This window comes from Ectobacillus funiculus (genome assembly GCF_004138295.1).
GTDB classification, from domain to species: domain Bacteria; phylum Bacillota; class Bacilli; order Bacillales; family Bacillaceae_G; genus Ectobacillus; species Ectobacillus funiculus.
Genome location: NZ_SCFM01000041.1, coordinates 1 through 12,172, shown reverse-complemented (window position 1 = coordinate 12,172; position 12,172 = coordinate 1). Strand labels below are relative to the sequence as shown.

General features: G+C 40.5%; 10 protein-coding genes and 1 other annotated feature. All 10 genes read right to left on the bottom strand.

Going from position 1 to position 12,172, the window contains the following annotated elements; translation table 11 throughout:
- Nucleotides 1–253: 253 nt before the first annotated feature.
- Nucleotides 254–470, bottom strand: a binding site (T-box leader).
- Between the two features lie 49 nt (nucleotides 471–519).
- The gene (gltX, locus tag EP737_RS20030) at nucleotides 520–1,971 is read right to left on the bottom strand and encodes a glutamate--tRNA ligase (protein ID WP_129730279.1); all 1,452 of its coding nucleotides are present in this window, start codon (nucleotides 1,969–1,971) and stop codon (nucleotides 520–522) included.
- A gap of 48 nt (nucleotides 1,972–2,019) precedes the next feature.
- Nucleotides 2,020–2,499: a 2-C-methyl-D-erythritol 2,4-cyclodiphosphate synthase gene (gene ispF, locus EP737_RS20025; RefSeq protein ID WP_129730277.1), complete on the bottom strand. Its 480-nt coding sequence runs from the start codon at nucleotides 2,497–2,499 to the stop codon at nucleotides 2,020–2,022.
- 12 nt (nucleotides 2,500–2,511) lie between these two features.
- Nucleotides 2,512–3,189 carry a 2-C-methyl-D-erythritol 4-phosphate cytidylyltransferase gene (gene ispD / locus EP737_RS20020; protein WP_129730275.1) on the bottom strand — a complete coding sequence of 226 codons (678 nt, stop codon included), beginning with the start codon at nucleotides 3,187–3,189 and terminating at the stop codon, nucleotides 2,512–2,514.
- A gap of 13 nt (nucleotides 3,190–3,202) precedes the next feature.
- Nucleotides 3,203–4,309, bottom strand: coding sequence for a PIN/TRAM domain-containing protein (locus tag EP737_RS20015; protein ID WP_129730273.1), 1,107 nt, complete (start codon nucleotides 4,307–4,309; stop codon nucleotides 3,203–3,205).
- A 160-nt stretch (nucleotides 4,310–4,469) separates the two neighbouring features.
- On the bottom strand, nucleotides 4,470–5,543 hold the full coding sequence (gene disA, locus EP737_RS20010) for a DNA integrity scanning diadenylate cyclase DisA (RefSeq protein WP_129730271.1): 1,074 nt from the start codon (nucleotides 5,541–5,543) through the stop codon (nucleotides 4,470–4,472).
- Between the two features lie 2 nt (nucleotides 5,544–5,545).
- On the bottom strand, nucleotides 5,546–6,922 hold the full coding sequence (gene radA, locus EP737_RS20005; protein WP_129730269.1) for a DNA repair protein RadA: 1,377 nt from the start codon (nucleotides 6,920–6,922) through the stop codon (nucleotides 5,546–5,548).
- A 232-nt stretch (nucleotides 6,923–7,154) separates the two neighbouring features.
- Nucleotides 7,155–9,590 (bottom strand): ATP-dependent protease ATP-binding subunit ClpC, encoded by a 2,436-nt coding sequence (gene clpC / locus EP737_RS20000; protein ID WP_129730267.1) that lies wholly within the window; start codon nucleotides 9,588–9,590, stop codon nucleotides 7,155–7,157.
- A 13-nt stretch (nucleotides 9,591–9,603) separates the two neighbouring features.
- Complete coding sequence (gene mcsB / locus EP737_RS19995) at nucleotides 9,604–10,680, bottom strand: protein-arginine kinase McsB (RefSeq protein WP_129730265.1); 1,077 nt, start codon at nucleotides 10,678–10,680, stop codon at nucleotides 9,604–9,606.
- A gap of 4 nt (nucleotides 10,681–10,684) precedes the next feature.
- Nucleotides 10,685–11,233, bottom strand: coding sequence for a protein-arginine kinase activator protein McsA (gene mcsA, locus EP737_RS19990; RefSeq protein ID WP_129730264.1), 549 nt, complete (start codon nucleotides 11,231–11,233; stop codon nucleotides 10,685–10,687).
- Nucleotides 11,234–11,259: 26 nt separating this feature from the next.
- A complete protein-coding gene (locus tag EP737_RS19985; RefSeq protein WP_129730262.1) occupies nucleotides 11,260–11,721 on the bottom strand; it encodes a CtsR family transcriptional regulator in 462 nt (153 codons plus the stop codon).
- Between the last annotated feature and the right edge of the window lie 451 nt (nucleotides 11,722–12,172).

Genomic DNA, 12,172 nt, shown 5'->3' with positions numbered 1-12,172 from the left:
ACTTGCCGATTGGCGAGCCCTGCCCTTGGGCGAAGACAGAGGCATAGTTGCACTTATACTTTGTTCCTAAAATTTCTAACTACGTCGAATTGCCCTCCAGCTAGAAATTTATACTTTCTTAAGGTGTAAAGAAAACTTGCCGATTGGCGAGCCTATAGGCGATGACAGAGGCGTAGTTACACTTTATTCCTAAAATTCCCGACTGGAAATTTGTATCTTTTTAAAGTACAAAAAAAGACGCCTCTGTACAAACGACAGAGACGCCTTTTCAGCGCGGTTCCACTCTGTTTAGGCCGAATCGACCTCCACTCATGCTTTCCATAACGGCTCTTCACCGCTTCTGCCTACTTTTATTTCAACAGAAGGCTCAAAGGCGCACTTCAAAAACCTATTCTTAAATCGCTCACAGCCATTGGCGATTCTCTCTGAAAAGAATATGGTTTTTTACTTTTCCTTCTCTTCGCTGTTTATATTGGTGTATTAAGTATTTTTTATTATATTGCATCTCACATAAAAATGTTAACCAATAACTTTTTGAATTCGTGCAGAAACCTTTTGTTTACCAAGAAGAGAGATTGCTTTTGGTAAATCCGGACCATGTGTTTGACCTGTTGTAGCAACACGGATCGGCATAAATAGCTTCTTCCCTTTTTGACCTGTTTGCTTTTGAACAGCCTTGATCGCCGCCTGCACAGCCTCTGGTGTAAAATCTTCAATTGCCTCTACTTGAGATAAAAATACTTGCATTACTTCTGGCACTTGTTCTTCGTTTAAAACAGCTTGTGCCTCTTCATCATAGCTAATGTCATCCTTGAAAAATAACTCTGATAACTCAACAATCTCTGCACCATAGCTCAGCTGGTCATGATACAATGCAACAAGTCCGCGAACCCAATCTGTTTGTACTTCAGCTTCACTAATCCGGCCTGCTTTGATAAGATGTGGTGTACAAAGCTCTACCACACGATCGAGCTCTTGTTTTTTCATGTACTGGTTGTTCATCCATTTCAGCTTTTGCGTATCAAATACAGCCGGCGATTTAGATAAACGAGCCGGATCAAACATTTCAATAAATTGTTCCTTCGTAAAAATTTCCTCTTCTCCGACTGGAGACCATCCAAGTAAACAAATAAAATTAAACATCGCCTCTGGCAAATAGCCCAGATCAGCATATTGCTGAATAAATTGAATCACAGATTCATCACGTTTGCTTAATTTCTTTCGATTCTCATTTACAATAAGCGTCATGTGACCAAATTGAGGAGCTTCCCAGCCAAATACCTCATAAATCATCAACTGCTTCGGCGTATTAGAAATATGCTCTTCTCCGCGAAGCACATGCGTAATTTCCATAAGATGATCATCGATAACAACAGCATAATTGTAGGTAGGGATGCCATCCTTCTTCACAATAACAAAGTCGCCCATCTCATTTGCATCAAAGGAAATCGTTCCTTTTACCATATCAGTAAATGTATAGGACTTCTCCTTCGGTACTGCAAAACGAATGCTTGGAATTCGTCCCTCAGCTTTAAATGCCTCTCTTTGCTCCTGTGTTAGGTGGCGACATTTCCCTGAATAATGAGGCGTTTCACCGCGCTCCTGCTGCGCTTCCCGTTCTGCCTCAAGTTCTTCTTCTGTACAATAGCAATGATACGCTACTTCCCGCTGCATTAATTCATTTGTATATTTTTGATAAATATCCAAACGCTCTGTTTGGCGATACGGACCGTATGCACCTTCTTTATCAATGCTCTCATCCCATTCGATGCCAAGCCATTTTAAGTTTTGCAGCTGACTTTCTTCTCCGCCTGCAATATTTCTCTTTAAATCAGTATCCTCAATACGGATAATAAAATCTCCGCCTTGGTTTTTCGCAAATAAATAGTTAAACAACGCTGTTCTTGTATTTCCGATATGTAAATGTCCTGTTGGACTCGGAGCATATCGTAATCTGACTCGTTTTGACATGTATGACACCTTCCGTTTTAAATTGTGTACGATACAAAGTGTATAAGGTTACACTCTTTTTTTCAACAGGACAACCGCTTGAGAAGCAACTCCTTCTTCTCGACCTGTAAAACCAAGCTTTTCTGTTGTCGTTGCTTTTACATTTATATTTTCAATTGATGTTTCCAATAGCTCGCTAATCCGTACACGCATCGCCTCAATATGAGGTGCCATTTTAGGCTTTTGAGCAATAATTGTACAATCTAAATTGCATAGCTCATACCCTTTCTCAATGACAATCTCCCAAACACGCTGTAGTAAAACTGCCGAATCCGCATCCTTAAAGGCAGAATCTGTATCTGGAAAATGCTTGCCGATATCTCCTGCTGCAATTGCACCTAAACAAGCATCCGCAATCGTATGTAATAACACATCTGCATCAGAATGACCGAGCAATCCTTTCTCGTAAGGTATTGTAATTCCTCCAATAATAAGAGGCCGTCCTTCTGCAAAGGCATGTACATCAAACCCTTGTCCGATTCGAAACATGTAAAATCTCTCCTATCCTCTTGCTAAAAAACTTTCTGCTACTACTAAATCATCTGGAGTCGTCACTTTTATATTAAAATAACTTCCTGATACAACTCCGACAGCTTTTCCAAGCCGCTCCACAAGACTGGCATCATCAGTTCCTAAATATCCAATCTTACGAGCTTCCTCATGAGCCTCAGACAAGGTGGAAAGATGAAACCCCTGTGGTGTTTGAACAGCCCATAGTTTAGAACGTTCTACCGTCTCTACAACACTTCCGTCTTCCACTCTTTTAATCGTATCCTTTACCGGAACAGCACAAATGGAGGCGCCCTTCCGCACCGCCTCCGCTAGTACACTTTGAATAATTTCTATTGTAATAAAGGGTCTTGCACCATCATGCACAAGAATATACGACGCTTTACCTGCTTGCAGCAGTCCATTGTAGACACTATCCTGCCGTTCTTGACCACCTATGGCAAATACAATTTGTTTCTTTATATCATATTGTTTAATAAAGCGCTCAAAAACAGGTTGTTCATCTGCGTTAACAGCAAGAATAATTTGTTCACATGCTTCATCTTTCTCAAATACGCGCAATGTATGAATAATAAGCGGTACGGAAGCGATGGGGAGAAACAGTTTATTTAGTCCCGCTCCCATCCGCTTTCCTTGTCCCGCTGCTGGAATAATTAAAGTATACCTCATAACAACCCTCTGCTTATAATGCTTTCTCTAATAGCTTACGTTTTGCAAAAATCATTCGCCCCGCAGAAGTTTGCAAAACACTTGTAACAAGAACATCAATTTGAGAACCGATAGATTCTCTTCCATCTTCCACAACAATCATTGTACCGTCGTCTAAATAAGCTACACCTTGATTATGCTCTTTTCCATCCTTCACAACATATACCCGTAATTCCTCTCCTGGAAGCACTACAGGCTTAATCGCATTCGCTAGGTCATTTATATTTAATACCTTCACACCTTGCAACTCGGATACCTTATTCAGGTTAAAATCATTTGTGATAACCGTTCCGTTCATCACCTTAGCAAGCTTCACGAGCTTGCTGTCAACCTCCTGTATATCCTCAAAATCACCCTCATAAATTTCTACTGGTATGAGCAGCTCTTTTTGAATCCTATTTAAAATATCCAGGCCGCGTCTCCCGCGATTACGCTTTAGCGTATCAGAAGAATCAGCGATGTGCTGCAGCTCAGCTAAGACAAATTGTGGTATGAGAATTACACCTTCTAAAAAACCTGTCTGACAAATATCTGCAATACGTCCATCAATAATAACGCTTGTATCAAGAATCTTAAAGTTTCCTTGCTGTAATTCAACCTCAACTTCTTCTCCATCTCCACTATTGCCTTTGCGCTTCACTACGCGCTGTGGTAAGGAGAAAAGCGCTACAAGTTCATTTCTCTTTTTCAACCCTACCTGAAAGCCTAAATATCCAAATAAAAGCGTAACAAAGATTTGGAGCACTGTGCTAATAATTTGCACCGTAATAGTTTTGATAGGAATAAGAATTAAATAAGCAAATATAAGTCCGGTAATAAGTCCTACACTTCCAAATAATACATCTGTCACCGGCGCTTTAACTAAAGTTTCCTCTACATATTTAATCAAATGAACAATATAATCGACAAGCCAGAATGTTGTAACAAACAAGACGATTGCACCAATAATCGCACGAATATAAGATTCCTCTAGCACAGGGATGGATCCAATATTAAGCATTTTAGCTACTGTAGGAATCAAAAATATCCCTAAGGCACCCCCAACTACCAAAAAGAATAGCTGTACAATCCGTTTTAACATTCAACCACCTCCTACTCATTATTGACAGTATGATTTTTTCAAAAACATGAAATAGAAAATAAGCTATATTCTCTCTGCCTTTCATTTCCTTTCCAAATATATCATACCACAATTTAAAAAAGTTCATATGTTATCGTACTTTCATATGAATATTACATTATTAGTTGTGCCGGCTCATATACAGATGCTCTTGAATCCGTTTCAGACCTTCTCGTATTTTCTTTGCCCGTACTTCCCCAATTCCTTCTACCTCATCAAGATCAGCGAGAGAAGCTCGGCAAATACCTTGCAAATTCTTGAATTTATTGGTTAAATTCTCAATCACAAGAGGCGGCAAACGTGAAATTTTCCCTAGAATTCGATAACCGCGCGGCATCATGCTTTCTTCAAGACTAACTTGGCCAGAGTGACCGAGCAGCCTTAGCAAATCATTATCTTCAAGTAATCCTGTATTAGATAGGTCCTGCAGCTTTTTCAAAATGTGGTAATGGTCTTGTGTTTTTTCATAATGGTAATCCTTAATAAGAAGAGCTGCCTCTTCCTCTAAATCAGATAATAGTTCTGCTAGTTGCAGTCGTATGAGTCGCCCTTCTGTTCCAAGCTCATGAATATAGCTATAGATTTCATTTTTAATACGAAGCACCATCTCTACAATATGTAACACATGTAACACCTCTCCGAGTGTTACAGCCTCTTCAAACTCTAATACACCTAAATTAGTAATTCCTTCGCTCCAGACAGTTTTATATTTCTCTAGAGTCTGAATGGCTTGATTGGCCTTAGTTAAGATTACGCCGATATCTCTCAATGTATAACGTAAGTTTCCTTGGTACAGAGTGATTACATTCCTCCTTTGCGAAATCGCAACCACAAGGTTTCCTGTCTGCTTTGCAACTCGTTCTGCTGTCCGATGACGCATCCCGGTCTCAATGGATTCTATGGAAGCGTCTGGTGTAAGCTGGGCATTCGCAAATAAAATCTTGCTGCCCACTTCATTTAGAATAAGAGCTCCATCCATTTTAGCAAGTTCATATAAGCTTGCCGGTGAGAACGAACAGTTAATATGAAAGCCACCATCAACAATCCCTTTAATTTGTTCATTATACCCTAGTACAATGAGACCGCCTGTTTGGGCACGGAGAACATTATCTATTCCTTCGCGTATAGGAGTGCCCGGAGCTACAAGTTGCAGAATATTGATGATGCTTTTCGATCGCTGCTTATTTTCCTCCATCTTTATCCTCCTAACGTATATCTAAGGGCCTCTCCTATATTGGATACTCCAACAACTTCAATTCCCTCTGGAGTGCTCCAACCTCCTAAATTTTTATTTGGAATAATCGCTCGTTTAAAACCAAGCTTCGCTGCCTCTTGCACCCTTTGTTCAATTCGTGATACCCTTCGCACCTCACCTGTCAAGCCAACTTCTCCAATTACTACATCTGTAGGAGCTGAAGATTTATCACGAAAACTAGAAGCAATACTTAAAGCAACTGCCAAATCAATTGCGGGTTCATCTAGTTTGAGGCCACCTGCCACCTTCAAATATGCATCCTGATTCTGGAGCAGCATGCCTGCTCGCTTTTCAAGAACAGCCATAATAAGTGAAACACGATTATGGTCAATCCCTGTTGCCATACGACGAGGGTTGCCAAAGCTTGTAGGAGAAATGAGTGCCTGAATTTCTACAAGAACAGGGCGGGTTCCTTCCATAGAGGCCACCACTGTTGAGCCGGCTACTCCTACAGGGCGCTCCTCCAGAAAAATCTCTGAAGGGTTCAACACTTCCTGCAGCCCAAGCTCCTTCATCTCAAAAATTCCCATCTCATTTGTAGAGCCAAATCGATTTTTAACAGCCCTTAAAATGCGATATGTATGATGACGCTCGCCTTCGAAATATAAAACAGCATCTACCATATGCTCTAGTAAACGCGGACCTGCAATAGCCCCCTCTTTTGTTACATGCCCAACGATAAAAATCGGAATTCCTTTCGTTTTGGCCAGCCGCATAAGCTCTGCTGTACATTCCCTTACCTGTGCCACACTCCCTGGTGCTGACGTAACCTCGGGCAAATGGATTGTTTGAATCGAATCAATAACTACAAAGGCTGGATTTAATTCTTCTATGTATCGAGAAATACGCTGTAAATCTGTTTCCGAAAGTACCAACAATTGGTCGCTGCTCACATCTAAACGATCTGCGCGAAGGCGAATTTGCTTTGGAGACTCCTCTCCTGATATATACAATACACTATAAGAACTATTTGCCAATTGAGATGATACTTGAAGCAGCAAGGTGGACTTTCCTATCCCTGGGTCTCCTCCAATCAATACAAGGGAGCCGCCAACAATCCCGCCTCCAAGTACACGATTAAACTCTTGAAAACGTGTTTCAATACGGGATTCCAGCTTTGTTTCCACCTGCGTAATAGGACGCGGCTGGGAGAACTCTGTCTGAGCACCTGTTGCAAATGTAAGGCGTCGGCTCGATATAGTCTCTTCTATTTCTTCCACCATTGTATTCCAGGAACTACATCCTGGGCATTTCCCCATATATTTCGGTGACTGATAGCCGCATTCTTGACATACAAATTTTGTTTTTTTCTTCGCCATTCAATTTCCCTCTTCACTTCTATACATAAAATATACTATCATTTTCTCCGAATTTTCTATATTTAAAAAACAAAAATAGTAAGAAAATAGACATCACTAGACTTTATCATAAATTACTTATTAATATATCTTAATTAACATCTTTCCTTAAGCAACATTTTTCCTAAAGGCTATATTTTTCTTATATAGTAAGAAAAGGAGCTACTACTTAGCCCCTTTTCCATTCCTACCACTATTTTACCTTCTCTGCGCTGCGAATGACAAATGATTCTCCTTCTGCATCAAGCACAACCTTTTGTCCTTTCTCAATTGTGCCCTTGAGAAGTTCCTCAGACAATCTATCCTCTACATGCTTTTGGATAGCTCTGCGTAACGGACGCGCACCATACTCTGGATCAAATCCCTTATCAGCAATCTGTTCGATGGCGGTATCTGTTAACTCCAGATCAATTTCTTGTTCAATCAGACGCTTTTTCAGTTGGTTCACCATAAGTGTTACAATCTCTTTAATGTGCTTTTTCTCTAGCGGATGGAAGACAATAATTTCATCAATTCGGTTTAAGAACTCTGGACGGAATGACTTCTTCAATTCCTCCATAACTCTGCCCTTCATATCCTTATATTGTGCATTTTCATCTTGAACATTAAACCCAAGATGCTTCCCGCGTTTTAAAGCATCCGCACCAACATTGGATGTCATAATTACGATTGTGTTGCGGAAATCCACCGTACGTCCTTTGGAGTCTGTCAAACGCCCATCCTCTAACACCTGTAATAAGATATTAAACACATCCGGATGTGCCTTTTCTACTTCATCTAATAAAATAACAGAATACGGCTTGCGTCGAACTTTCTCTGTAAGCTGACCGCCTTCTTCATATCCAACATAACCTGGAGGAGAACCAACAAGACGAGAAGTAGAATGCTTCTCCATATACTCAGACATATCAACGCGAATCATTGCATCTTCGTCACCAAACATGGATTCTGCTAAAGCACGGGCAAGCTCTGTTTTACCAACACCCGTCGGTCCAAGGAAAATGAAGGAGCCGATTGGACGCTTCGGATCTTTTAAACCTGCTCTTGCACGGCGAACTGCTTTTGCAACTGCAACGACTGCTTCTTCTTGGCCAATTAAACGATCATGAAGAATGTTTTCCAGGTTCAAGAGTTTATCAGTTTCTGTCTGAGCCAGCTTAGAAACAGGAATACGTGTCCATGTAGATACGACGTTTGCAATATCCTCTACAGTCACTTCTGAGTTCTCCTTACCTTGCTGTTCTTTCCACTGACGTTTTGTATCTTCTAGCTGTTCACGCAGACGCTGCTCCGTATCACGCAAGGATGCTGCCTTCTCAAATTCCTGACTTTGTACCGCGGCATCTTTCTCTTTTCTTACTTCCTCAAGCTTTTGTTCAAGCTCTTTTAGGTTTGGAGGAGCAGTGTAAGAGCGTAAACGAACCTTAGATGCAGCTTCATCAATTAAATCGATTGCTTTATCTGGCAAGAAACGATCTGTAATGTAACGATCTGAAAACTTAACAGCTGCCTCAATTGCATCATCTGTAATTGATACACGGTGATGTGCTTCATAACGATCACGCAAGCCTTTTAAGATTTGAACGGATTCTTCAGCACTTGGCTCATCTACTTGAATTGGCTGAAAGCGACGCTCTAACGCAGCATCTTTCTCAATATATTTACGATACTCATCAAGTGTTGTTGCACCAATGCATTGTAGTTCTCCACGGGCTAAGGACGGTTTTAAAATGTTAGATGCATCAATAGCACCTTCTGCTCCTCCTGCACCAATCAAGGTATGCAATTCATCAATAAATAAAATGATATTTGCAGCCTGACGAATCTCATCCATTACCTTTTTCAGACGATCCTCAAACTCACCGCGATACTTCGTTCCAGCAACTACAGTCCCCATATCAAGCGTCATAACACGCTTATCACGCAACGTTTCCGGCACTTCGTTGTTTATAATTTGTTGGGCCAATCCTTCTGCAATTGCAGTTTTACCAACACCTGGTTCCCCAATTAGAACAGGATTATTTTTCGTTCTGCGGCTTAATACCTCAATCACACGCTGAATTTCCTTACTGCGGCCGATAACTGGATCTAAACGTCCTTCACGAGCAATCGCAGTTAAATCACGAGCTAAACTATCAAGCGTTGGAGTATTTGCATTAGCTGCTGCCCCTCCTTGATGACCAGAGGATGATTCGTTGCTTCCAAGAAGCTGAAGCACTTGCTGTCTTGCTTTATTTAAGCTAACCCCAAGATTATTGAGAACTCTCGCAGCTACCCCTTCTCCTTCGCGAATCAAGCCTAATAAAATATGTTCTGTACCTACGTAGGAATGTCCAAGCTTACGTGCCTCATCCATAGAAAGTTCTATTACCTTTTTAGCGCGCGGCGTGTAATGAACCGTTTGAGCTACTTCTGTTCCTCTGCCGATTAAAGCCTCTACTTCTTTTTGAATTTTCTCAGGACTTAGCCCTAATGCAAGTAACGCTTTTGCAGCAATGCCCTCTCCTTCTCTTACAAGGCCGAGAAGAATATGCTCAGTTCCAATATTATTATGACCGATACGAATTGCCTCTTCTTGAGATAATGCCAGCACTTTCTGTGCGCGCTCAGTAAATCTTCCAAACATCATACGAATCAGCCTCCTACTTATCTTTATTTTGCTCGAGTAACAGCCTTTCCCGAATAAGTGCAGCCCTGCGGAAATCCCGTTCCTCTGGATGAAGAGGACCGCCTGTATATTGCTGTAAGATACCAGGCTGCATTAAAACCATTAACTCTGTCAAAATATTGCGGGAAAGATTTTCAATGTATCCTAGATCAATTCCAAGACGAACATAGGAAAGGCAATTTGCCGCTTCTCCCGATTCAATCAAACGACTATGAGAGAGTATACCGTATGAACGATAAACTTTATCCTCAAGCTGAATACCCCATGTTTTAACAAGGTATTCTCGCGCACTGCGTTCCTGTTGGACAAGCTGCTGCACTACACTTTTTAAATCCTCAACAATGTCTTGTTCGGATTTACCCAATGTAATTTGGTTAGAGACTTGAAATATATTCCCTAACGCTTCACTTCCTTCTCCATAAATACCGCGGACAACTAAACCTAGCTGATTAATGGCGGGAACAATTCGATTCATTTGCTGCGTTAGGACTAACGCCGGCAAATGCATCATAACTGAAGCACGAAGTCCAGTCCCCACATTGGTAGGGCAGCTTGTCAAATATCCTCTCTTTTCATCGAATGCATACTCTACATGCTGCTCAAGATAATCATCTACATGATTTGCAACATCTAATGCCTCTGATAACTGAAAACCAGGAAATAGACACTGTATGCGGACATGGTCTTCCTCATTAATCATAATGCTAATTTGTTCATTTTCTGACAATAGACAAGCACCAATTTGGGAGTTTTCAGCTAAATCCGGACTAATCAAATGCTTTTCTATGAGTACGCGACGCTCAATCGGTTGCATATCCTCCATCTTCAACATTTCGAGATTTCCAAAATGATTCAACATCTGCCCTGAGAAGGTGCTCTCAAACATGTGGATGATTTGCAAAGCAACCTCATTTGAAATTAGGGTCGGAAATGTGTAACTTTTTAAGTTCCTAGCCAAACGAATACGGGTACTTAACACAATATCAGAATCTGGACCATCCTCCCTCATCCAAGGACTGATAGCCTCATTAATAATGCGATCGAGTGACATAGAACTAGTCCTCCCTTCTATGTTCACTTAATTGCTTTTCAATATTTCGGATTTTATCACGGACTGTAGCTGCATTCTCAAACTCTTCTTGGTGAATATACTGTTGTAATTTCACCTTTAACTCATCTAATTCCTTCCTTAAATGAAGATTTCCTCCCATACGTTTTGGAATTTTTCCCTGATGTACTGTATTTCCGCTATGAACACGGCGTAAAATTGGTTCCACATGAGGCAAAAAGGACTCATAGCACCCCGCACATCCAAAACGTCCAAGCTTTGTGAATTTTTGATAAGTCATACCACATTGCCGGCATGAAAGAACTTCCTCTTTAGAAATAGCATCTGATTGTTTTTCTGTAGATGTTTGACTATGATTTAATAATCCTGACAAGAGTTTACTAAAGGAGAAAGTAGCTGCTGATGAAGAGAAGAATGATGAATATCCTTTTTCTTGAGCACATTGCTCACAAATATGAAACTCAGTTTTTTGACCATTTACAATTTTCGTGAAATGTAAAGCAGCTGGTCTTACATTACATTCTTGACATATCAAAGTGCATCCCCACCTTTAAATAGGAACTACTTATACTTTAAAGCTGTTAGCATTGCTTTTAGCATACGAGCACGAAGCTCATCACGATAAGGCAAATCTGTTAATAGGACGGATCGATCCAGAACACTTAACATTAATTTCGCTTCCCTGCTGGTAATGATCTCTTCTTCTGCAAGACGACCTACAATGCTCTCGGAATTTAACTGTGAAATGCTGTTCTTTACAAGTTGAAGCATTTGATGTATAACATCTACCTCGTCATGAAGTTTAACCTTCATAATGCGAATGTAGCCTCCTCCTCCTCTTTTGCTCTCTACGATAAAACCTCTCTCTATCGTAAAACGCGTATTAATTACATAATTAATTTGAGAAGGAACACATTCAAATTTATCAGCAATTTCACTCCTTTTAATTTCAATAATCTGATTTCCGCTTAAGTCAATAATTTGCTTCAAGTACTGTTCGATGATATCAGATATATTTCTCATTCACCCTCCACCTTTATTGACTTTGACTATCTTTGACTTTAATTATATATGTATTTCAGAATTTTGCAACCCTTTTGCATTGCATCACTATCCTTTCCAGATTGGCATATCATTAATCTCTTAAAAGAGAAGATTTTATATTTTCCTTAAAGAAAACTTGCCGATTGGTGGGCCACGCTCTTGGGCGAAGACAGAGGCGTAGTGCACTTATATCCTATTTCCGACTACGTAGAGTTGGCTTCTGGCCAGAAATTTATACTTTCTTAAAGTGTAAACAAAAACCTCTACAAAATCTGCTATGTATGACCCCATTACTACAGTTTATTTCGGAAAAAACATTATGTTCATAGTACAGATGACTTTTTTTCAAAAACAAAAAGAACCGTTCCTCTGGATACGGTTCTTTCTTTGTTGCCTAGCGACGTCCTACTCTCACAGGGGGAAACCCCCA

What these genes read in the sequence shown, in the direction of transcription:
- gltX (WP_129730279.1), bottom strand. Translation starts at nt 1,971, where the DNA reads ATGTCAAAACGAGTCAGATTACGATATGCTCCGAGTCCAACAGGACAT.
- ispF (WP_129730277.1), bottom strand. Translation starts at nt 2,499, where the DNA reads ATGTTTCGAATCGGACAAGGGTTTGATGTACATGCCTTTGCAGAAGGA.
- ispD (WP_129730275.1), bottom strand. Translation starts at nt 3,189, where the DNA reads ATGAGGTATACTTTAATTATTCCAGCAGCGGGACAAGGAAAGCGGATG.
- EP737_RS20015 (WP_129730273.1), bottom strand. Translation starts at nt 4,309, where the DNA reads ATGTTAAAACGGATTGTACAGCTATTCTTTTTGGTAGTTGGGGGTGCC.
- disA (WP_129730271.1), bottom strand. Translation starts at nt 5,543, where the DNA reads ATGGAGGAAAATAAGCAGCGATCGAAAAGCATCATCAATATTCTGCAA.
- radA (WP_129730269.1), bottom strand. Translation starts at nt 6,922, where the DNA reads ATGGCGAAGAAAAAAACAAAATTTGTATGTCAAGAATGCGGCTATCAG.
- clpC (WP_129730267.1), bottom strand. Translation starts at nt 9,590, where the DNA reads ATGATGTTTGGAAGATTTACTGAGCGCGCACAGAAAGTGCTGGCATTA.
- mcsB (WP_129730265.1), bottom strand. Translation starts at nt 10,680, where the DNA reads ATGTCACTCGATCGCATTATTAATGAGGCTATCAGTCCTTGGATGAGG.
- EP737_RS19985 (WP_129730262.1), bottom strand. Translation starts at nt 11,721, where the DNA reads ATGAGAAATATATCTGATATCATCGAACAGTACTTGAAGCAAATTATT.